The organism is Streptomyces sp. NPDC050211 (assembly GCF_040656035.1).
In the GTDB taxonomy this organism is placed as follows: domain Bacteria; phylum Actinomycetota; class Actinomycetes; order Streptomycetales; family Streptomycetaceae; genus Streptomyces.
Genome location: NZ_JBFALC010000004.1, coordinates 305,785 through 326,934, shown reverse-complemented (window position 1 = coordinate 326,934; position 21,150 = coordinate 305,785). Strand labels below are relative to the sequence as shown.

General features: G+C 70.0%; 21 protein-coding genes. 10 read left to right on the top strand and 11 right to left on the bottom strand.

Annotation, left to right across the window (positions count from 1 at the left end; genetic code table 11):
• Positions 1-138 precede the first annotated feature (138 nt).
• Positions 139-774, top strand: a complete 636-nt coding sequence (locus AB0I98_RS07135; RefSeq protein WP_362936422.1) for a uridine kinase — start codon at positions 139-141, stop codon at positions 772-774.
• Positions 775-960: 186 nt separating this feature from the next.
• Here AB0I98_RS07135 and AB0I98_RS07130 read toward each other — a convergent pair whose 3' ends face one another.
• Positions 961-1,731, bottom strand: a complete 771-nt coding sequence (locus AB0I98_RS07130; protein ID WP_362936419.1) for a SigE family RNA polymerase sigma factor — start codon at positions 1,729-1,731, stop codon at positions 961-963.
• Between the two features lie 243 nt (positions 1,732-1,974).
• Between AB0I98_RS07130 and afsQ1 the strand changes: the two genes are divergently transcribed.
• From afsQ1 to AB0I98_RS07105, 5 genes are all read left to right on the top strand, one after another.
• Complete coding sequence (afsQ1, locus tag AB0I98_RS07125; RefSeq protein WP_055611283.1) at positions 1,975-2,652, top strand: two-component system response regulator AfsQ1; 678 nt, start codon at positions 1,975-1,977, stop codon at positions 2,650-2,652.
• Positions 2,649-4,223 carry a HAMP domain-containing sensor histidine kinase gene (locus AB0I98_RS07120; RefSeq protein WP_362936416.1) on the top strand — a complete coding sequence of 525 codons (1,575 nt, stop codon included), beginning with the start codon at positions 2,649-2,651 and terminating at the stop codon, positions 4,221-4,223. The genes afsQ1 and AB0I98_RS07120 overlap by 4 nt, the downstream gene beginning before the upstream one ends.
• Positions 4,223-4,825, top strand: a complete 603-nt coding sequence (locus tag AB0I98_RS07115; RefSeq protein ID WP_362936413.1) for a hypothetical protein — start codon at positions 4,223-4,225, stop codon at positions 4,823-4,825. The genes AB0I98_RS07120 and AB0I98_RS07115 overlap by 1 nt, the downstream gene beginning before the upstream one ends.
• An 89-nt stretch (positions 4,826-4,914) precedes the next feature.
• Entirely contained in the window at positions 4,915-5,466 is a 552-nt protein-coding gene (locus tag AB0I98_RS07110; protein ID WP_362936410.1) for a VanZ family protein, read from the top strand.
• Between the two features lie 93 nt (positions 5,467-5,559).
• Positions 5,560-5,760, top strand: a complete 201-nt coding sequence (locus tag AB0I98_RS07105) for a PspC domain-containing protein (RefSeq protein WP_362936407.1) — start codon at positions 5,560-5,562, stop codon at positions 5,758-5,760.
• A 97-nt stretch (positions 5,761-5,857) separates the two neighbouring features.
• Here the strand turns inward: AB0I98_RS07105 and AB0I98_RS07100 are convergent, their stop codons facing one another.
• Complete coding sequence (locus AB0I98_RS07100; RefSeq protein WP_362936405.1) at positions 5,858-6,205, bottom strand: ATP-binding protein; 348 nt, start codon at positions 6,203-6,205, stop codon at positions 5,858-5,860.
• 155 nt (positions 6,206-6,360) lie between these two features.
• A complete protein-coding gene (locus tag AB0I98_RS07095) occupies positions 6,361-7,524 on the bottom strand; it encodes an adenosine deaminase (protein WP_362936402.1) in 1,164 nt (387 codons plus the stop codon).
• Positions 7,525-7,637: 113 nt separating this feature from the next.
• Here AB0I98_RS07095 and AB0I98_RS07090 point away from each other — a divergent pair, with 113 nt between their 5' ends.
• The gene (locus AB0I98_RS07090; RefSeq protein ID WP_362936399.1) at positions 7,638-8,399 is read left to right on the top strand and encodes an alpha/beta hydrolase; all 762 of its coding nucleotides are present in this window, start codon (positions 7,638-7,640) and stop codon (positions 8,397-8,399) included.
• 62 nt (positions 8,400-8,461) lie between these two features.
• Here the strand turns inward: AB0I98_RS07090 and AB0I98_RS07085 are convergent, their stop codons facing one another.
• Entirely contained in the window at positions 8,462-9,424 is a 963-nt protein-coding gene (locus tag AB0I98_RS07085; RefSeq protein WP_301983519.1) for a LysR family transcriptional regulator, read from the bottom strand.
• Between the two features lie 62 nt (positions 9,425-9,486).
• On the opposite strand from AB0I98_RS07085, the gene AB0I98_RS07080 reads away from it, so the two are divergent.
• Both AB0I98_RS07080 and AB0I98_RS07075 read left to right on the top strand, forming a co-directional pair.
• Positions 9,487-10,782: an MFS transporter gene (locus AB0I98_RS07080; RefSeq protein WP_362936396.1), complete on the top strand. Its 1,296-nt coding sequence runs from the start codon at positions 9,487-9,489 to the stop codon at positions 10,780-10,782.
• Between the two features lie 362 nt (positions 10,783-11,144).
• Complete coding sequence (locus tag AB0I98_RS07075; protein WP_362936394.1) at positions 11,145-12,161, top strand: sigma-70 family RNA polymerase sigma factor; 1,017 nt, start codon at positions 11,145-11,147, stop codon at positions 12,159-12,161.
• Here the strand turns inward: AB0I98_RS07075 and AB0I98_RS07070 are convergent.
• Positions 12,045-12,431: an STAS domain-containing protein gene (locus AB0I98_RS07070; protein WP_362936391.1), complete on the bottom strand. Its 387-nt coding sequence runs from the start codon at positions 12,429-12,431 to the stop codon at positions 12,045-12,047. The two genes, AB0I98_RS07075 and AB0I98_RS07070, sit on opposite strands and share 117 nt — an antisense overlap.
• A gap of 177 nt (positions 12,432-12,608) precedes the next feature.
• Here AB0I98_RS07070 and AB0I98_RS07065 point away from each other — a divergent pair, with 177 nt between their 5' ends.
• The gene (locus AB0I98_RS07065; protein ID WP_362936388.1) at positions 12,609-13,532 is read left to right on the top strand and encodes an AEC family transporter; all 924 of its coding nucleotides are present in this window, start codon (positions 12,609-12,611) and stop codon (positions 13,530-13,532) included.
• Positions 13,533-13,593: 61 nt separating this feature from the next.
• Here the strand turns inward: AB0I98_RS07065 and AB0I98_RS07060 are convergent, their stop codons facing one another.
• The 6 genes from AB0I98_RS07060 to AB0I98_RS07035 all read right to left on the bottom strand — a co-directional run bounded on the left by AB0I98_RS07060 (position 13,594) and on the right by AB0I98_RS07035 (position 20,543).
• Positions 13,594-14,877 (bottom strand): thymidine phosphorylase, encoded by a 1,284-nt coding sequence (locus AB0I98_RS07060; RefSeq protein WP_362936385.1) that lies wholly within the window; start codon positions 14,875-14,877, stop codon positions 13,594-13,596.
• Positions 14,878-14,947: 70 nt separating this feature from the next.
• On the bottom strand, positions 14,948-15,337 hold the full coding sequence (locus tag AB0I98_RS07055; RefSeq protein ID WP_362936382.1) for a cytidine deaminase: 390 nt from the start codon (positions 15,335-15,337) through the stop codon (positions 14,948-14,950).
• The gene (locus tag AB0I98_RS07050; protein ID WP_362936379.1) at positions 15,334-16,608 is read right to left on the bottom strand and encodes an ABC transporter permease; all 1,275 of its coding nucleotides are present in this window, start codon (positions 16,606-16,608) and stop codon (positions 15,334-15,336) included. The genes AB0I98_RS07055 and AB0I98_RS07050 overlap by 4 nt, the downstream gene beginning before the upstream one ends.
• Positions 16,605-17,726 carry an ABC transporter permease gene (locus AB0I98_RS07045; RefSeq protein ID WP_362936377.1) on the bottom strand — a complete coding sequence of 374 codons (1,122 nt, stop codon included), beginning with the start codon at positions 17,724-17,726 and terminating at the stop codon, positions 16,605-16,607. The genes AB0I98_RS07050 and AB0I98_RS07045 overlap by 4 nt, the downstream gene beginning before the upstream one ends.
• Position 17,727: 1 nt before the next feature.
• A complete protein-coding gene (locus AB0I98_RS07040; RefSeq protein WP_362936374.1) occupies positions 17,728-19,287 on the bottom strand; it encodes an ABC transporter ATP-binding protein in 1,560 nt (519 codons plus the stop codon).
• A gap of 209 nt (positions 19,288-19,496) precedes the next feature.
• Positions 19,497-20,543 carry a BMP family ABC transporter substrate-binding protein gene (locus AB0I98_RS07035; protein WP_362936372.1) on the bottom strand — a complete coding sequence of 349 codons (1,047 nt, stop codon included), beginning with the start codon at positions 20,541-20,543 and terminating at the stop codon, positions 19,497-19,499.
• Positions 20,544-21,150 lie beyond the last annotated feature (607 nt).

Below are 21,150 nucleotides of genomic sequence, written 5' to 3'. Positions count from 1 at the left end.
ACCAGAGGTACTGGAGCCGCCGAGACCGGAGAGCCGCGCTTCCCCTCCGTCCAGGGGAGGCGCGGCTCTCTGTGATGCGCACTTCAAAGCCGGCCCACGGCTTCGATGAACAGCAAGTGAATGCCACACTGGTGTCCCGTGAGTTCCCAACCGGCCATACCGACGCGAGTCGTGCTGCTCTGCGGCCCCTCCGGCTCCGGCAAGTCCACGCTCGCCGCCCGCTCTGGTCTTCCGGTGCTGCGGCTCGACGACTTCTACAAGGAGGGCGACGACCCGACGCTGCCGCAGGTCCTCGGGAGCTCCGACATCGACTGGGACCACCCCGACTCATGGGACGCGGACACCGCCGTCGCCGCCATCGCGGAGCTGTGCCGCACGGGTCGTACGGACGTCCCGATCTACGACATCTCCCGCAGCGCCCGCACCGGCGCGGAGACCGTCGACATCGGCCGCACCCCGCTGTTCATCGCTGAGGGCATCTTCGCCGCCGAGATCGTCACCCGCTGCCGTGAGCTGGGCGTCCTGGCCGACGCGCTGTGCCTGAGCCGCGGACCGGTGCGCACCTTCCTCGGCCGTTTCCTGCGGGACCTGAAGGAAGGGCGCAAATCCGTACCGTTCCTGCTGCGGCGGGGCTGGCGGCTGATGCGCGCCGAGCGGTCCATCGTCGCCCGGCAGACCGCGCTGGGCGCACACGCCTGCGCCCGCGACGAGGCGATGGGGCGGCTGGCGGACGCGGCGGCCGGGCGGTGCGCGACGGCGCGTACGGCGGTCTAGGCGAGCCCTGGGCGTCGTACCGCACACACGAAAGCGGGACCGGACGGACCCCCCGGCCCTCCAGTCCCGCTCCTTTTGTGCTCCCCCGTGATCCCCGTGGTCCCCCGTGACCCCGTTGGTTCCCCCCGGAACCGCTCCCCCGTACTTCCCCCGTGCTCCCCCGTTACTTACGTCCCCCCCAGACCTTCAGGCGACAAGCTCCCCGAAGGACTCCTCCTCGTCACGGCCGAAGCTGAGGACCTCGTCCTCGCGCAGCCGGCGCAGGGAGCGCCAGATGCTGGACTTCACCGTGCCGACACTGATGTCGAGGATCTCCGCGATCTCCGGGTCGGTGCGGCCCTCGTAGTAACGGAGGACCAGCATCGTCCGCTGGAGTTCGGGCAGCCGGGCCAGCGCCTGCCACAGGACCGCGCGCAGTTCGGTGCCGCGCATCGCGTCCGTGTCGCCGGGCGTCTCCGGCAGTTCCTCGGTCGGGTATTCGTTCAGCTTGCGGCGCCGCCAGGCGCTGATGTGCAGGTTGGTCATCGTCCGCCGCAGGTATCCCCCGACGGCCGCCTTGTCACTGATCCGGTCCCACGCCCGGTACGTCGAGAACAGCGCGCTCTGCAGCAGGTCCTCGGCCTCGAAGCGGTCGCCGGTGAGGTGGTAGGCGGTTGCGTACAGGGAGGTGCGGCGCTCTTGGACGTAGGCGGTGAACTCCGCCTCCGACAGCGAGCGCCGACGCTCCCCCGAGTCCTCCCCGTACGCGGTTCCCCCGACCGTACCCATAGCGGCTACCGCCGCGGGCTCCCCCGTGAGACCGTCAACCACCGTCATGTACGCGGTGTGCTGACGCCCGGTGCCGCGAGCGCACCCCCGCCCGCTCACGGCACCGGACTTCTCGGAACCCCGGCCCCCGTTCACGTCGTGCAGACGCGTGACAACTGCGCTTGCGCTCGTGCTGTGCAGCGTGTTCATCTCGCGCCCCCCGTCGTGGACTTCCCGGTGTTCGGTCTCGCTCGGCCTTGTCTCCGGCCTCGCTTCCTTGCCTGTGCCCAAAAGCTTGCCGAGCCGACTTCATGGCCGTGTCCGTCGACTGTCACAGACCTGTCACAGGGGTCTGTGACAGGTACCTCACAGTCCGATCACGGAAAACAGCGCTACGTGCACGGAGCCGTACAAGTGTCGAAACCCCAGCCCCGCATGGGCCAGAATGAGCCCGTGCCTTCCCTGTTGCTGATCGAGGACGACGACGCCATCCGTACGGCCCTGGAGCTGTCACTGACGCGCCAGGGACATCGGGTTGCCACCGCTGCCACCGGTGAGGACGGTCTGAAGCTCTTGCGCGAGCAGCGGCCGGACCTGATCGTGCTGGACGTGATGCTGCCCGGCATCGACGGTTTCGAGGTGTGCCGGCGCATCCGGCGCACGGACCAGCTGCCGATCATCCTGCTGACCGCGCGGAGCGACGACATCGATGTGGTCGTCGGTCTCGAGTCCGGTGCCGATGACTATGTCGTCAAACCCGTGCAGGGACGGGTGCTCGACGCCCGGATCCGGGCCGTGCTGCGGCGCGGCGAGCGGGAGGCCAACGATGCGGCGACCTTCGGCAGCCTGGTGATCGACCGGGCGGCGATGACCGTGACGAAGAACGGCGAGGATCTTCAGCTCACGCCGACCGAGCTGCGGCTGCTCCTTGAGCTGAGCCGACGGCCCGGTCAGGCGCTCTCCCGGCAGCAGCTGCTGCGGCTGGTGTGGGAGCACGACTACCTCGGTGACTCACGTCTGGTGGACGCCTGTGTGCAGCGGCTGCGGGCGAAGGTGGAGGACGTGCCGTCGTCCCCGACGCTGATCCGGACGGTGCGCGGCGTCGGCTACCGGCTGGACAGTCCTCAGTGACACCAGCGCACGGGGGCTTCCGCGGCTGGGCCGCGGCACGCGCACGACAGGTGGCCCGGCTTCGCTTCACCAGTCTGCGGCTCCGGCTGGTCGTCGTCTTCGGTCTGGTCGCGTTGACCGCAGCGGTGTCCGCGTCCGCGATCGCGTACTGGCTCAACCGCGAGGCCGTGCTCACCCGCACTCAGGACGCCGTGCTGGCCGACTTCCAGCAGGAGATGCAGAACCGCGCGGGCGCCCTGCCCGAGCACCCCACTCAGGACGAACTGCAGCACACCGCGGGCCAGATGGCGAACAGCAGCCAGCGCTTCAGCGTGCTGCTCGTCGCCCAGGACGACAGCGGCCGGACCGTGTACGGCAACTCCGGCGCCCTGGACGGCTTCGCGCTCCAGGACGTGCCCAAGTCGCTGCGTACGGCGGTGAACAAGGAACAGGAGGTCAACGCGAACAACAAGTACGCGTACCACCTGTACTGGCAGCGCACCGTCGAGGACGGCACCCCTTATCTGGTGGCCGGCACGAAGGTGATCGGCGGCGGGCCGACCGGCTACATGCTCAAGTCGCTGGAGCCGGAGGCGAAGGACCTCAACTCTCTCGCCTGGTCGCTGGGGATCGCCACGGGCCTGGCGCTGATCGGCTCCGCGCTGCTCGCGCAGGCCGCCGCCACGACCGTACTCAAGCCCGTGCACCGGCTCGGGGTCGCCGCCCGGCGGCTCGGCGAGGGCAAGCTGGACACCCGGCTGAGGGTGTCCGGGACCGATGAACTGGCCGATCTGTCAAGGACGTTCAACGACGCGGCCGAGGCGCTGGAGAAGCGGGTCGCCGAGATGGCCGCGCGGGAGGATTCGTCCCGGCGGTTCGTCGCGGACATGAGCCATGAACTCCGTACGCCGCTCACCGCGATCACCGCCGTGACGGAGATCCTGGAGGAGGAGCTGGAGGCGGAGTCCGGGTCGATGGACCCGATGATCGAGCCCGCCGTACGGCTCGTCGTCAGCGAGACGCGGCGGCTGAACGACCTGGTCGAGAATCTGATGGAGGTCACCCGCTTCGACGCGGGCACCGCGCGGCTCGTCCTGGACGACGTCGACATCGCCGACCAGATCACCGCCTGCATCGACGCGCGGGCCTGGCTGGACGCGGTGGAGCTGAACGCCGAGCGCGGCATCCACGCCCGGCTCGATCCGCGCCGCCTGGACGTGATCATGGCGAACCTGATCGGCAACGCGCTCAAGCACGGCGGGTCGCCGGTGCGGGTGTCGGTGCGTGAGGCGGTCGAGGACGTCATCATCGAGGTGCGCGACCACGGGCCCGGCATCCCCGAGGACGTCCTGCCGCACGTCTTCGACCGCTTCTACAAGGCGAGCGCCTCCCGGCCGCGCTCCGAGGGCAGCGGGCTCGGCCTGTCCATCGCCATGGAAAGCGCGCACATCCACGGCGGCGAGATCACCGCCGCCAACTCCCCCGAGGGCGGTGCGGTGTTCACGCTGTCGCTGCCGCGGGACGCGTCGGAGCTGACGGCGCAGGAGACCGACGAGAAGAAGAACGGCAAGCGCGCGGAGGGGGAGGCCTGATGACCGTACGCCGATGGGCAGCCGTTCCCGTGCTCGCCCTGCTGCTGGCCGGGTGCGGGATCCGGGCCACCGAGGTGCCGACGGACTTCGGGCCCGCGCCGTCGCGCGTGCAGTGCGCGCAGACCGAGCAGGACGCCTCACCGCAGGCCTCGCGCGGGCTGCCGGTCCAGGTCTTCCTGCTGTGCCGCTCGTCGCTGGTGGCCGTCGACCGGACCGTACGGGTGCCCGACGGTGCCGTGGACTCCGAGCGGCGGGTGCTGGTGGCGCAGGAGCTCCTCGACGAGCTGGCCCAGACGCCGTCGGCGGCCGAGAAGGAGGCCGGGTACACCACGGACGTACGCGGCGGCATGACCGTCGGCGGCCCCCGCCCCGGCGACCCCGAGGACGCGCTGCGGCTGAGCAGCCCGCCCGAGGACCTCACCTCCTACGCCCTCGCCCAGGTCGTCTGCACCCTCTCCGACTCGGCCGCGGCCGAGGGCGACGGCTCGGTCATCCTCGGCGGCCCGGACACCGAGCCCGTACAGCGCTACGAGTGCACCGACGAGGTCCGCTCCAGGCCGGGGACGCAGGCGCCGCCGTCGACGGGGGTCACGGGCGGCTGACCTCGGTTCGAGCCCTGTGGCGCATGCCTCATACCTCTGTGTGTCGACTTTGCGGAACCGATCGTGCCGAGGGCCGCGTCTAGGGGGGCGTGCAGCGTGAAGGCTCCATCGGCGGCGGCGCCGCGATTCGCATCCGTGTGGCAGGGGGTGTCCTCCTCGCCGCACACCTCGCGCTCGTCGCCTGGCTCACGCTGCGTCCGCTGGACGTCCCCTGGGTGATGCCCGCCAATCTGCGTCCGTTCGCCGGCATCCGCGCCGATCTGGCACTGGGCTGGCCGGAGGCGGCCCGGCGCATCGGCGAAGGGCTCGCGCTCCTCGCGCCGCTGGGCGTGCTGCTCCCGCTGGCCCACGGCAGACTCCTCGCCTCCCCGCTCGGCTCCCTGGTCCGTACGATCACCGCGGGCGCCCTGATCTCGCTCGGCATCGAACTCCTGCAGACCGGCGTGCCCGGCCAGGTCGTCGACGTCGACTCGCTGCTGCTCAACACGGTGGGCGTGGCCCTCGCGCATCTCGCGCTGGTCCCGGTGGGCCGCTTTGCGCTCCGCCGCAGGACCGAGCGCAAACGGCGTACGACCGTCCGCCAGGAGGAGCCGGCTCAGGGTCGCACCCCGACGATTCCCAGGGTCGGGATCGCACCGTAGAGCGACGCTTTGCCCCCTTCGTCGCCGTAGCGTTGAAGACAGATGAGGCCACCACAGAGAAGGCCTCGCACCGACGCTCACGAAGGAGCCGCAATGACCGCCCTTGCCCGCCCCACCAACGGCCGCATGATCGGCGGAGTGTGCGCTGCGCTGGCACGGCGCTTCGGCACCTCCGCGACCACGATGCGCGTCATCTTCGTCCTGTCCTGTCTGCTGCCGGGCCCGCAGTTCCTGCTCTACATCGCGCTGTGGATCTTCCTGCCCTCGGAGGACAAGGCCCGCACGTCCTGGTAAGTGCCTCGCGTACTGGTAACTGCCGTGCGTATCAACGCCGATGGGGCGCACCCCCTGGATTGGGGTGCGCCCCATCGGCGCGCTTCGAAGGCTTCGCTCAGCCCACCGGCACCGCCTGGACCGGCACGGCCTGCACCGGCATCCCGCCGAGCAGCAGGGAGGCCGGGGCGGTGAGGCCCTGGGCCAGGGCCCAGCCGGCGAGGGTGGGGCCGGTGACCGGGGTGAGCACGTACGGCCCCTCGACGGCGCGCTCCTTCTCGCCGGCCGGCAGCGCCTTGGAGACGTCCTCCGCCGGCAGCGCCGTGGTGACCATCTTGGCGGTGTTCACCACCGACCCGGTGTCCGGAACGACGGCCGGGGCGGCGTGCGCGGCACCGGTTCCGGCTGCGGCGAAGGCGGCACCGAGCGCGGCGACACCGAGGGTCTTGGCAGCAGACTGCTTCATCGTGAATGCGTCCTTGAATAGGGCCGACGGGGATTGTTCACAACCGTAAACATCCCCCGCCGCCCACCGCAAATACCGAAATGCGGGCGGGTCGTGAATGCCGTCAGAATTTCGTGTGCGCTGACGCCCGGAAGCAGCCCAAGATCAATCCCCAATCATCCCCCGGATGCCGTAGAACCGCTGGTGGAAGCGTTCTCACGGAACAGCCATTCGGACTTCAGCTCGGCGTATCCCGGCTTGATGACGTCATTGATCATCGCCAGCCGTTCATCGAAAGGAATGAATGCTGACTTCATAGCATTGACCGAGAACCATTGCATGTCGTCAAGGGTGTACCCGAATGCCTCGACTAGGTGCTCGAATTCCCGGCTCATACTGGTGTGGGACATCAGCCTATTGTCGGTGTTCACCGTCGCCCGGAAATGCAGCCGCCGCAGCAGCCCGATCGGGTGCTCGGCGTACGAGGCCGCCGCACCGGTCTGCAGATTGGAGCTGGGGCACAGCTCCAGCGGGATGCGCTTGTCCCGTACGTACGAGGCCAGCCGCCCGAGCTTCACCGAGCCGTCGGCGTGCACCTGGATGTCGTCGATGATCCGCACCCCGTGCCCGAGCCGGTCGGCGCCGCACCACTGGAGGGCCTGCCAGATGGACGGCAGACCGAAGGCCTCGCCGGCGTGGATGGTGAAGTGGTTGTTCTCGCGCTTGAGGTACTCGAAGGCGTCGAGGTGCCGGGTGGGCGGGTAGCCGGCCTCGGCGCCGGCGATGTCGAAGCCGACGACGCCCAAGTCCCGGTAACGGTTGGCGAGTTCGGCGATCTCCAGGGCGCGGGCGGCGTGCCGCATGGCGGTGAGCAGGGCGCCGACGCGGATGCGGTGGCCGTTCGCACGGGCGGTCCGCTCGCCTTCCCGGAAGCCCTCGTTGACCGCCTCGACGACCTCTTCGAGGGTGAGCCCGCCTTCGAGGTGCTGCTCGGGCGCGTACCGCACCTCCGCGTACACGACACCGTCCTCGGCGAGGTCCTCCGCGCACTCGGCGGCGACCCGGACGAGCGCCTCACGGGTCTGCATGACGCCGACGGTGTGGGAGAACGTCTCCAAGTACCGCTCCAGGGAACCGGAGTCGGCGGATTCCCGGAACCAGACGCCGAGCTTGTCCGGGTCGGTCTCGGGGAGCTGGGAGTAGCCCGAAGCGCGGGCGAGGTCGACGATCGTGCCGGGGCGCAGCCCGCCGTCGAGGTGGTCGTGCAGCAGAACCTTGGGTGCCCGGCGGATCTGGTCCGAGCTCGGTGTGTTTCCCATCGGGGCAGTCTGGCTCGTCATTTTCGCACTCTAACTCCTACGCGCGTAGATCGCGCGTCGCGCGAATCCGTCGATACGCAACGGTGACCGTGCTGCAGGGTCGCGTACACCCCCACTTCTGACACTGTTCTGTCATGGCACAGCAAGCGACGCCGGTGCGCACGGCCCGGCTGGGGAGGACGCTCGGCCCGGAGCCGAGGGCGGTCGGCGGGGCGGTGCTGCTGCTCCCCGGCGGCGACGAGGTCTCCGCCCGCCGCCCCTCCCCGATGCTGGCAGCCGCGTCCGTACGGGCGTTGGGCCGCCGTCTGGCGCGCGCGGGCCGCGACGAGGGGCTGGTGACACACGTCGTGCACTACCGCTACCGCGGCTGGAACGGCAGCGAGGCGCATCTCGCCCGCGACGCGTCCTGGGCGGCCAGCGAGGTCGTACGACGCTATGGCGACGTCCCCGTCTGCCTCGCCGGCATCGACATGGGCGGCCGGGCGGCCCTGCGCGCGGCCGGTCACGACGCCGTCAACTCCGTGCTGGCGCTGGGCCCTTGGCTGCCGGAGGACGACGTGGCCGCGCCGCCCGAACCGGTGAAGCAGCTCGCCGGGCGGCGGGTGATGATCGTGCACGGCACGAACGACGAGCGCACCGACCCGGAGTTGTCGTTCCGGCTCGCGGAGCGGGCGAAGAAGTCCAACCGGAACGTATGCCGGTTCGAGGTCCACTCCGATCGGCATGGCTTGCAGCAGCATCGTGATGAAGTGCTGTCTCTTGCGGAGGACTTCGTGATGGGGGCGTTGTTCGGGCGGGCGTTTTCGCGGCCGGTGGAGGATGCGTTTGCGGCTCCGCCTCCTTTGGGGTTGCGTATGCCGCTTGCCTCCGGCTTTGGGCGGTCCCTTCGCCGTTGATGGTTGGGGTTGGTGGGCTGGTGCGGGTTTCGTCGGGGCTGGTCGCGCAGTTCCCCGCGCCCCTACGTCGGTAGCAGATTGCCTCGTTTTGACAGTAGGAACTTCTTGAAGGCGGCCACTGGGGGTGTGTCCGGGTGGCCGTCCAGCCATGCGACGCCGATTTCTCGTGCTGCTCTTGGGGCTGTGACTGTCAGTTCTACGACGCCTGGGCGTGGCACGGCCGGGGGCGGGAGGAGGGCTACCCCCAGCCCGGCGGCGACTAGCCCGCGCAGGGTTTCCGCCTCCTCTCCCTCGAAGGCGATGCGGGGTTTGAAGCCGGCCTCTTTGCAGAGGTCGTCGGTGATGCGGCGGAGGCCGTAGCCGGGTTCGAGGGTGACGAAGGTTTCGTCGGCGGCTTCGGCGAGGCGGATGCGTTTGCGGGTGGCGAGGCGGTGGTCGGCGGGGACGACGAGGCGGAGTTTCTGCTCGTCGAGGCGGCGGGCGACGAGGTCGGGGGCGTCGGGGACGGGTGAGGTGAGGCAGAGGTCCAGTTCTCCCGCGCGCAGCCGCTCGATCATCGCCTCGCCGTAGTTCTGGACGAGGCTGAACCTGACCCGCGGATGGTCGGCGCGGAAGGCGCTGATGAGGCCGGGGACGGTCTCCCATCCCATGGTGTGCAGGAACCCGAACGCGACCTTGCCGGCGGCCGGATCGGCGTCGGCGCGCACCTCGTCGGCGGCGCGCTCGATCTCGGCGAGGGCGCGCTCGACGGAGGTGAGGAAGGTGCGGCCGGCGGGGGTCAGGGACACCGTACGGCCGCGGCGGGCGAACAGGTCGACGCCCAGGTCCTGTTCGAGGCGGACCATGGCACGGGAGAGGGTGGACTGCGGGACGTTCATCTCCTGGGCGGCCCGGGTCACATGCTCGGTGCGCGCGACGCCGGCGAAGTAGGCGAGGCGGGGAGCGAGCAGCATCGTCATGGCTGTCATGTCTTCTGTGTCACTGGACGGTGACAGGCGGGCCTGTGACCTCTGCTGATGCACCATGGGAACGATTATGCCGATTCCATGCATTGGACGGATGAGTGCGGGCTCTTTACCTTCGAAGCATGCCTGCTGCCAGTACCGAGGCGTCCACCACCGTGGGCGCCGACTCCGTTGTTCCCACCGTCTCCGCCGTCTCCTCCGACTCCCGCATGGCTCCGGGAGGCCCCGGCTACCGCCGGATGAGCTTCGCCCTGTTCCTCGCGGGCGTGGCGACCTTCGCGCTGCTGTACTCCACCCAGGCCCTCCTCCCGCTGATCTCCGGCGAGTTCGGCGTGACGGCGAGTGACGCGAGCTGGACGGTGGCGGCGGCGACGGGCGGTCTGGCGCTGTTCGTCCTTCCGATGAGCGCGCTGTCGGAGCGTTACGGCCGTCGTACGGTGATGACGGCGTCGCTGGTGGTGGCGGTGACGGTCGGGATGCTGGTCCCGTTCGCCCCCTCGCTGCCCGCGCTGGTCGCGCTGCGGGCGTTGCAGGGCGCGGCGCTGGCGGGGCTACCGGCCTCCGCGACGGCGTATCTGGCGGAGGAGGTCCGGCCCAGGGCGCTGGTGACCGCCATCGGTCTGTTCGTCGCGGGCAACAGCGTCGGCGGGATGAGCGGCCGGGTCATCACCGGGTGGGTCGCGCAGGAGTGGGGCTGGCGGGTCGCGGTGGGCGTGATCGGCGCGCTCGCCGTGGCCTGCGCGGTGGCGTTCCGGCTGCTGCTTCCCTCCCCGAAGCACTTCAGGCCGGGCTCGCTGCGGCCCCGCGTGCTGGCCCGCACGGTCCGTGACCACCTCGCCAACCCGCTGCTGTGCCGTCTGTACGCGATCGGCGCGCTGTTCATGACCATCTTCGGCGGCGTGTACACGGTGATCGGCTACCGCCTGACCGAGGAGCCGTTCAGCCTCCCGCAGGGCATCGTCGGCTCCATCTTCCTGGTCTACCTGGTCGGCACGGTGTCGGCGTCCACGGCCGGGCGCCTGGTGGGACGCCTGGGCCGCAGGGGTGCGCTGTACCTGGCCGGCGGCACGACGGCGACAGGCCTCCTGCTGTCCATCGCGGACTCCCTCCCCCTGGTCCTGCTCGGCCTGATCCTCATCACGGCAGGCTTCTTCGCGGGCCACGCGGTCGCGTCGTCGGCGGTCAGCAAGACGGCGACGACGGGCCGCGCCCAGGCTTCGGCCCTATACCAGTCGGCGTACTACGTCGGCTCCAGCGCGGGCAGCACGGCCGGAGCGGTCGCCTTCCACGCCGGCGGCTGGGCCGGGACGGTGGGGGTCGGACTCCTGGCGGTTCTGGGAGTCGTGACGATCACCGTGTTCGGATCGGTGGCAGCGGCACGGGTCGCTGCGCGGCGGGGTCCGGTGGCGGCGCACTGAGACGCCGGGCGCGGCAACAGATGTTTCTCGCCCCCGCCGCCCCTACCCGTCCCATCCCTGGGGGCTGCGCCCCCAGACCCCGCTTCGGCCTGAACGGCCTCGTCCTCAAACGCCGGACAGGCTAAAAGTCAGCCCCTCCGGCGTTTGAGGAGCGGGGGTCCAGGGGGCAGAGCCCCCTGGCGGGGTCGAAGGGGCGGAGCCCCTTCAGGACGGGACGGGTAGGGGCGGCGGGGGCGAACTCTCCTGACCTGCACGTTCATCCACTCCACACGCCATTGTCAGTGGCCTGCGGTAGCTTCCGAAGTGCTGGACGCAATGAGGCGTACGACACAGGAACGGCCACAGGGGTGGGTGGACGATCGATGACCGACAGCACGGCGACGACAACAGACCTGGACACCAAGCTCGAAGCACACCGGGTCGAGCTGACCGGCTACTGCTACCGCATGCTCGGCTCGAGCTTCGAGGCGGAGGACGCGGTGCAGGACACCCTCGTCCGAGCCTGGCGCAGCTACGACAGGTTCGAAGGCCGATCCAGCCTCCGCTCCTGGCTCTACAGAATCGCGACGAACGTCTGCCTGGACATGCTCACGGCGGGCAACAAACGCGCCCGGCCGATGGACCTCACCGACTCCACCCCCCTCGCCCAGGCCGCCCTCTCCCCCCGCCCGGACAACACCTGGCTGGAGCCGATGCCGGACGCCCGCGTGCTCCCGACCACCGCCGACCCGGCGGAGGCGGCCGTCGCCAAGGAGTCCGTGCGGCTCGCGTTCATGGCGGCCCTGCAGCAACTCCCGCCCAAGCAGCGCGCGGTGCTGATCCTGCGGGAGGTCCTGGCCTGGAAGGCGAGCGAGGTCGCCGAACTGCTCGGCACGACGGTCGCGTCGGTCAACAGCGCGCTGCAGCGGGCGCGCGCGACGCTCGCGGAGCGGGAGCAGCCGGGGGCGGATGCCACCGTCTCGGACCCGCTGGACGAGGAGCAGCAGAAGCTCCTGGAGCGTTATGTCGCGGCGTTCGAGGGCTATGACATGACGGCCCTGACGGCGTTGCTGCATGAGGACGCGATCATGACGATGCCGCCGTTCGACCTGTGGCTGACCGGCGTCCAGGACATCACCGGCTTCATGACGACGCTCGGCGCCCCGTGCGCCGGCTCGCATCTGATGCCGGTCCAGGTCAACGGCCTGCCGGGCTTCGCCCAGTACAAGCCGGACCCGGAGAAGGGCGGCTTCACCCCGTGGGCGGTGCAGGTCCTGGAGATATCAGACGGCCGGATCACCGGGTTCCACTGCTTCCTGGACACCGAACGCTGGTTCCCGCTGTTCGGGCTGCCCCTCCATCTCGAAGCGGAGGCCGACCAGGTCGAGGAGGGCGTGTAGGGCGGGGTCGGGATCGCGGAGCCGGATCCGGCCTCCGGCCCGCCGGGCGGCGAGTTCCAGCCGGGCCAGCAGGTCGACGGTGCCGAGCCCCGGCGGTCCGAGCCCGCCGACGTCGCACACCACGACCTGGGTCCCCGTCGCCTCCAGCAGCGCCCGCACGTCGTCGCACAGCCCTGCCACCTCGTCCCGGGTGACGGGGCCGGCCAGCACGAGTACTGCGGGTGTCATGGCGTCCACGAGCGGTAGACCTGGCGGGCGGGCGTAACTCATCGGGGCGCCGCGCTCAACGTGCCGTACATCCAGACCGAAGGCTGCCGTACACCCGCGCGCGGCCCGCGAAGGATCACATTGACCTGCGTCCCGCCTTCCCCGGAGGGTTGGGTGCATGCCCCATGAATCTTCACCTCCGGCGATACGACACGGCTTCCTCACCGCTGAGGAGGCGCTGTGCAGGGGGTGCTGACGGGCTTCGCGGTGATCGCGGTCGTCATCGCGGTGGGGTATGTGCTCGGCCGCCGCGGCCACCTCGGCGAACACGGCCGCGAGGTACTGACCAAGCTGGCCTTCCACGTGGCGTCCCCGGCGTTGCTGTTCACCACCCTCGCGCAGGCCGACCTGTCGGTGATCTTCTCCAGCCGTCTGCTGGTGACCGCGCTGAGCACGGCAGGGGCTGCGGGCGTGTTCAGCGCGGTGGGTGCCGTACGCGGCTGGGGCCTCGGGCGTACGACGATCGGCGCGCTGTGCTCCAGCTACGTCAACTCGGGCAACCTCGGCATCCCGATCGCGGTGTACGTCCTGGGCGACGCCTCGCTGGTGGCGCCGGTGCTGCTGTTCCAGCTCCTGCTGCTGACGCCGGTCGCGTTGACGGTGCTGGACCTGTCGACCGCCCGGGACGGCAAGGAGCCGCTGTGGCTGAGACTCCTGACGCCGCTGCGCAACCCGATCGCCCTGGGCTCACTGGCCGGCGTCGCGGTTTCGGCGACCGGCCTCCGCGTCCCGGCCCCCGTCATGGACCCCGTGACCCTGATCGGCAACATGTCGGTCCCCGCCGTGCTGCTCGCCTTCGGCATCTCGCTGTGCGGCAGCACGATGCCCGGCCGGGGCCCGGACCGGCAGTTGGTCCTGCTGTCGGTGGCGCTGAAGTCGGTGGGTCAGCCCGCGGCGGCCTGGGCGCTCGCGGCCGGCGCCTTCGGCCTCCACGGCGCCCAACTCCTCGACGTGGTCGTGACGTCGGCGCTCCCGGCCGCGCAGAACCTCTTCACCTACGCATCGAGATACCGGGTGGGCGAGCGGCTCGCACGCGACTCGATCCTGCTGTCGACGGTGCTCTCGGTGCCGGTCCTGGTGGTCGTCGCGACCCTGCTCGGCTGAACCCCTCCTGGCATGCGAAAGGGACCGGAGCCCGAAGGCCCGGCCCCCATGAACGCGCGCGTCAGGCGATGCGCTCCAGCACCACCGGCGACGCTTTGAAGTCCGTCCCCGCCGCCGAGACGTCGTACGAACCCTCCACCGCCTCCAGGGCGTATGCGAAGCGTTCCGGCGTGTCCGTGTGCAGGGTCAGCAGGGGCTGGCCCTCGGTCACCGTGTCCCCCGGCTTGGCGTGCAGTTCCACGCCCGCGCCCGCCTGGACCGGGTCCTCCTTGCGGGCGCGCCCCGCGCCGAGGCGCCAGGCGGCGACGCCGATGTCGTAGGCGTCGAGGCGGGTCAGGACGCCGGAGGCGTTCGCCTTCACCACGTGCTGCTCGCGCGCCACCGGCAGTTCCGCGTCCGGGTCGCCGCCCTGCGCCGCGATCATGCGCCGCCAGACGTCCATCGCGGAGCCGTCGGCCAGGGCCTTCGCCGGGTCGGCGTCGCGGATGCCCGCCGCGTCGAGCATTTCGCGGGCCAGGGCGATCGTCAGCTCCACGACGTCCGACGGGCCGCCGCCCGCCAGGACCTCGACCGACTCGCGGACCTCGAGGGCGTTACCGGCCGTCAGGCCCAGCGGGGTCGACATGTCCGTCAGGAGCGCGACCGTCTTGACGCCGTGGTCCGTGCCCAGGCCCACCATCGTCGACGCCAGTTCCCGCGCGTCCTCGATCGTCTTCATGAACGCGCCCGTGCCGACCTTGACGTCCAGGACGAGCGACCCCGTACCCTCCGCGATCTTCTTCGACATGATCGAGGAGGCGATCAGGGGGATGGCCTCGACCGTGCCGGTCACATCGCGCAGGGCGTACAGCTTCTTGTCGGCGGGGGCGAGCCCGTCGCCCGCCGCGCAGATCACCGCGCCGACACCGTCCAGCACGGACAGCATCTCCTCGTTCGAGAGCAGGGCCCGCCAGCCGGGGATCGACTCCAGCTTGTCCAACGTGCCGCCGGTGTGACCGAGGCCTCGGCCCGACAGCTGGGGCACGGCCGCCCCGCACGCCGCCACCAGCGGCGCCAGCGGCAGCGTGATCTTGTCGCCGACGCCGCCCGTCGAGTGCTTGTCGGCCGTCGGCCGGGACAGCGACGAGAAGTCCATACGCTCGCCGGAGGCGATCATCGCGGCCGTCCAGCGGGCGATCTCCCGGCGGTTCATGCCGTTGAGCAGGATCGCCATCGCGAGCGCGGACATCTGCTCGTCGGCGACCTCCCCGCGGGTGTACGCGTCGATGACCCAGTCGATCTGCACGTCGCTGAGTTCACCGCGGTCCCGCTTGGTACGGATGACGGAGATGGCGTCCATGGCCATGGCGTTCCTTCCGAAAAGATCAAGAAAGTGCGCGGCCCCTCCGATCCGGTTCGGAGGGGCCGCACGGGAGTTACTTGGTGAGGTGCCCCGGCCCGAAGGCCTGCGGCAGCATCTCCGACAGCGGCAGGATTCCCGCCGGGGTCTCCAGCAGCAGGTCCGGGCCGCCGAACTCGTACAGCAGCTGCCGGCAGCGGCCGCACGGGACGAGGATGTCGCCCTTGCCGTCGACGCAGGTGAAGTGCGTCAGCCGGCCGCCGCCGGTGCGCTGCAGCTCCGAGACCAGCCCGCACTCGGCGCACAGCCCGAGCCCGTAGGAGGCGTTCTCGACATTGCAGCCGGAGACCGTGCGGCCGTCGTCGACCAGGGCGGCGACGCCGACCGAGTAGCCCGAGTAGGGGGCGTACGCATGGGACATGGCGTCCCTCGCCACCGACCGCAGGGCCTCCCAGTCGACGGTCACTTGCCTTGTCCCTTCCGGTACGGCATGCCGTTCGCCCTCGGCATCCTGAGCCGCTGGGCGGACAGCGCGAGGACGATCAGCGTGATGACGTACGGCGTGGCCGAGACGACCTGGTTGGGGACCTCGTTGGTGCCGGCGTACCAGGCGAACACCAGGGCTCCGACGATCAGCGTGATGACCGCCTGGACGTACTTCTTGCGTACGGCCAGCCAGATCGCGCCGATGACCAGCAGCAGCGCGCCGAGCAGCAGCAGCGCGTGAACGTTCTCGGAGCCGCCGCGCAGGTTGAGGCTGTCGGTGTAGCCGAACAGGCCCGCGCCGATGGCGAGTCCGCCCGGCATCCAGTTGCCGAAGATCATCGCGGCGAGGCCGATGTAGCCGCGACCGCTGACCTGGCCCTCCAGATAGAAGGGGTTGGCGACGATGGAGAGGAACACGCCACCGAGGCCCGCCAGGCCGCCCGAGATGATGACGGCCAGGTATTTGTACTTGTAGACGTTCACACCGAGCGACTCGGCCGCGACCGGGTTCTCACCGCAGGACCGCAGCCGCAGACCGAACGCCGTGCGCCACAGGATCCACCAGGTCGCGGGGATCAGCGCGACGGCGATCAGGGTCAGCCAGGAGACGTTGGTGATCAGGCCGCCGAGCAGTCCGGCGACGTCGGAGATGAAGAACCAGCCCTTTTCGTTGAGGTCCCGCAGGCCGTCGGAGAGTCCCGGCACCGTGAAGTTGCCGAGCGAGTCGACCGCCGGGGACTGCTTGGCGGAGCCGCCCTCGTGGCCCTCGAAGGCGAGGGGCGCGAGATAGCGGGTGGCGCCCAGGGCGAGGATGTTGATGGCCACACCGGAGACGATGTGGTTGACGTTGAAGGTGATGGTGACGAGGGCGTGCAGCAGACCGCCGACGCAGCCGCCGATGATGCCGACGAGGACACCGGTCCACGGGCCCCACTGGAATCCGGCCCAGGCGCCGAACCAGGTGCCGAGGATCATCATGCCCTCGAGGCCGATGTTGACGACGCCCGCGCGCTCGGCCCACAGACCGCCGAGACCGGCGAGGCCGATCGGCACGGCGAGCTGGAGCGCGGTGGACATCTGGCTGACGTTGGTGATGCCGTCGGCGCCGGTGATGATGCGGACGATCGAGGTCAGTGCCAGGGCTCCGGCGATGACCAGCAGCAGGACGGGCCACGTCAGACGGCGGCCGGTCGGCGCCGCGGGCTGCAGCGTGGGCTGGTTGACGTCGGTCGCCGAGATGGGGGCGGTCATCGGCCAGCCACCTCCTTCGTGGTGTTGGTGGCGCCGAGGACGTGACCGGCGGCCAGTTCAGCGCCGACGCGGCGCTGCTGGCGGCGCAGACCCCATTCGCGTACGGCCTCATAGGAGACGACGACCGAGAGCACGATCAGGCCCTGCATGATGACCGCGATCTCCTTGTCGTAGTCGTGGAAGTCCAGCTCGGGCGAGGCCTTGTCGAGCCAGGCCCACAGCAGGGCGGCGAAGGCGATGCCGACCGGGCTGTTGCGGCCGAGCAGGGCGATGCCGATACCGAGGAAGCCGATGCCGGTGGGGAAGTTGAGGTTGTAGGTGTGGGCGTCGCCGAGCAGGATCGGCAGGCCCGCCAGTCCGGCGATACCGCCAGACAGCAGCATGGCGGTGAGCACCATGCGCTTGGGGTCGACACCGCTGGCCGCGGCGGCGGTCTCAGAGGCGCCGGAGGCGCGCAGGTCGAAGCCGAACCGGGTGCGGTTGAGGGTGACCCAGAAGGCGATGCCGAGCACCACGGCGAGGATCACCAGACCGTAGATCTCGCCCGCGTCGCCCATGTCGATGCCCGGCACCCAGCCGGACTCGTACATCTCGCCGGTGGTGTTGTTGTTGCCGACCTTCACGCCGAAGACGTTCGGCAGCCACAGGTAGGCGATGACGGAGGTGGCGATCGCGTTCAGCATGATCGTCGCGACGACCTCGCTGACGCCCCGGGTGACCTTGAGGACACCGGCGATACCGGACCAGAAGGCGCCGGTGCAGACGGCGGTCAGGAGGAGCAGCGGGATCTGCAGGGCGGCCGGCAGGTTGGCGTGGGCGCCGACGATCGCGGCCATCATGGCGGCGAGCTGGTACTGGCCGTCGACGCCGATGTTGAACAGGTTCATCCGGAAGCCGATGGCCACCGCGAGCGCCGCGATGTAGTACATCGAGGCCTGGTTGATGACCAGGACCTGGATGTCGGAGAACCCGATCTGCTCGAACATGATCGTGAACGGCTCGACCGGGTTCTTGCCCGAGGCGATCAGCACGATCGAGCTCAGCGCGAAGGCCACGGCGAGCGCGATGACCGGTCCGGCCACTGCGAGGAGCACGCGCTCCTTGTCGAACTTCTTCATATCAGCGGGCCTCGTCTTCGCCGGGCTCAGGGGCGTCTTCGGGGGTTTCCTCGTGCTCCAGATGACCGGTGGCCGCACCGGTCATGGCCGAGCCGAGCTCCTCCGGGGTGATGGTGGCGGGATCGGCGTCGGCGACCAGCCTGCCGTTGTAGATCACGCGGAGGGTGTCGGACAGGCCGATCAGCTCGTCCAGATCGGCGGAGATCAGCAGCACGGCAAGCCCCTCCCGCCGCGCCTCGCGAATGTGATCCCAGATGGCAGCCTGCGCACCGACGTCCACACCGCGGGTCGGGTGGGAGGCGATCAGGAAGCGCGGCTTGTGGGTCATCTCGCGGCCGACGATCAGCTTCTGCTGGTTGCCGCCGGACAGCGAGGAGGCCGTGACGTCGATGCCGGGGGTGCGGACGTCGTACGCCTCGACGATCCGGCGCGTGTCCTCCTGCGCGGCCTTCGGATCGAGCCATACGCCCTTGGCGTTCGGCTTCTCGGTGACGTGCCCGAGGATGCGGTTCTCCCAGAGGGGCGCCTCCAGGAGCAGTCCATGGCGGTGCCGGTCCTCGGGGATGTACCCGATGCCCTGCTCACGGCGCTTACGCGTGGTCCAGCCGGTGATCTCCTCCTCCGCCAGCGTGATGGTGCCGGAGTCGGCGGCCTTGAGCCCGATGAGCGCGTCGACCAGCTCGGTCTGCCCGTTGCCCTCGACACCGGCGATACCGAGCACCTCACCAGCGTGAATGGTGAAGGTGATGTCGTCGAGCAGCGCCTTGCCCCCGAACGCCTCCAGCCGCAGCTTCTCCACGCTGATGACCGGACGATCGGTGACGGTCGACTCGGCGGTCTCTGGCGTGGGCAGCTCGCTGCCGACCATCATCTCGGCGAGCTGACGCGAGGTGGTCTCGGCGGGAACAGCGGTCCCCACGGTGGTCCCCCGCCGGATGACGGTGATCTCATCGGCGACCGACAGCACCTCGCCCAGCTTGTGCGAGATGAAGATGACCGACAGCCCCTCGGCCCGCAGCTCCCGCAGGTTGTCGAAGAGAGCGTCGACTTCCTGCGGCACGAGCACAGCGGTCGGCTCGTCCAGAATCAGAGTGGTCGCACCCCGATAAAGAACCTTCAGAATCTCCACCCGCTGCCGAGCGGCAACACCGAGCTCCTCCACCAGCACATCGGGCCGCACCCCGAGCCCGTACCGCTCGGAGATCTCCTTGATCTTCTTCCGGGCCCTGCCCCCGATGCCGTACAGCTTCTCGCTGCCCAGCACGACGTTCTCGAGGACCGTCAGATTGTCGGCGAGCATGAAGTGCTGATGCACCATGCCGATGCCGCGGGCGATGGCGTCGGCGGGACTGCCGAAGCTGACCTGCTCGCCGTCGATCGCGATGGTGCCCTCGTCCGGCTTCTGCATGCCGTAGAGGATCTTCATCAGCGTCGACTTGCCGGCGCCGTTCTCTCCGACGAGGGCGTGGACGGTGCCCTTGCGGACGGTGAGGTGGATGTCGTGGTTGGCCACGACGCCCGGGAAACGCTTTGTGATCCCGGCGAGCTCGACGGCGGTCACCTGACCGTTGACCGCCGCGCCGGCCGGAGGGCTGCTGGACGCGTTGATGGCGCACTCTCCTGGGGACGGGGGTCGTCTACGCGCGTAGCGCCCCTACGGCATTCAAAGGGGCCGACGCATCGCTGACAACGGGGTACGGGGAGAAGCCTCCCCGTACCCCGTTGAGCGGACGTAACCCCGCGGTTACACGCTGCTCAGGGTCTCGGTATTCAGCTGGACTTGACCTTGATCTCGCCGCTGATGATCTTCTCCTTGGCCGTCTCGATGGCTTCCTGGAGGGCGGCGTCGTCCGCGAACTTCGGGTTGGAGTCCGCGAGACCGACCTCGCCGCTCTTCAGATCGCCACGAACGATACCGGTCTCGGGCTTACCGTCCTCGACCGACTTCGCCAGGTTGTAGACCGCCTTGGCGACGTCCTTGGTCGCCGAGGTCAGGATGGATTCCTTGTACGTGGCGAGCGCTGCCTGCTTGTACTGGTCGGAGTCGACACCGATCGCCCACACCTTGTTGGCGGCGGCGGCCTCGATGACACCCTGACCCGAAAGCCCGGCCGCCGCGTACACGACATCGGCCTTCTTCTCGATCTGCCCCTCGGCGGCCGACTTGCCCTTGTCGGGGCTGGAGAAGCCGCCTTCCTCCGCGGTCTGCGTCAGATACTGCGACAGAACCTTGACCTTCGAGTTGGTGTCCTTGACACCCTGCTCGAAGCCGGCCTGGAACTTGTGAATCAACGGGATGTCCACACCGCCGACAAAGCCCACGGTGTTGGTCTTGGTGCTCTTGGCAGCCGCCACACCGGCGAGGTAGGAGGCCTCCTCCTCGGAGAACACCAGGTCGGCCACGTTGTCCGCCTGGACCTGGGAGTCGTCGACGATGCCGAAGGTGGTGTCCGGGTACTTCTCGGCGACCTCCTTGACGGCCGGCGCGTACGCGTAGCCGACGCCGATCACCGGGTTGTACCCCTGCTTCGCCAGCGAGGCCAGCCGCTGAGCCTTGTCGGCGTCCGTCTCCCCGTCCGTGGGCTCGACGTCGTCCGTCTCGTACCCGAACTCCTTCTTCGCCCTCTCCAGCCCCGCGAACGCGGCGTCGTTGAAGGACTGGTCGCCCTTGCCGCCGACGTCGTACGCGATGGCGAGGCCCTTGTCGCCGTCCGACTCCGACGAGGCGGAGGTGGACGTACCGCCACAGGCGGACAGAACGAGGGCGAGGGAGGCGGTCGCTGCGCCCGCGACCGCGAGGCGGGAAACCCGGCGCATGTTGTGGTGCTCCTGTCGTACGAGCGCCGGACGGTTCAGCTACGGCGCTGGCTTCGCCGCAGATTAACGCGCGTAGACAAGCCTGAAAACCCCTTCTGTCCACCTTGTTATCCGCCCGTGCCCAAGCGCTCCGCGGAGCCCGGTGCTGACGGGTGCCGCGAGTTGGGCCGCCGGCCGGGGGTCGGTCGCCCAGCCCGGCGCTGACGGGGCGCCGCGCCTTGGTGGCCGACCGGGCGTCGGTCGCGCGCCCGGCGCTGACGGGGTGCCGCCTGCGCCCACCCATGCCGCCCCAGGCGGCACGCATGCCCGCAGCTTGGCGGAACGGCGGCCCGCAGGCTGGGCGGGACGGCGGCCCGGCAGCTGGGCGGGACGAAGCGGCCACCTGCTGGGTGGGCGCCGCCCCGACCGCACGACAGCCCGCAGCTTGACGGATGCCACCGTGCTCCCGCAGTCGCGCGCGGCGGGAAGGGGACGGGGTGGGGGGTGTCCGCCCGCAGCGGCGGGCGTCAACGCCGCGCACCTCCGGACAAGCGGCAACCGCCCGACCGAGGACGGACACCCCCCCCCCCCCCCCCCCCCCCCCCCCCCCCCCCCGGCGCCCCCCCCC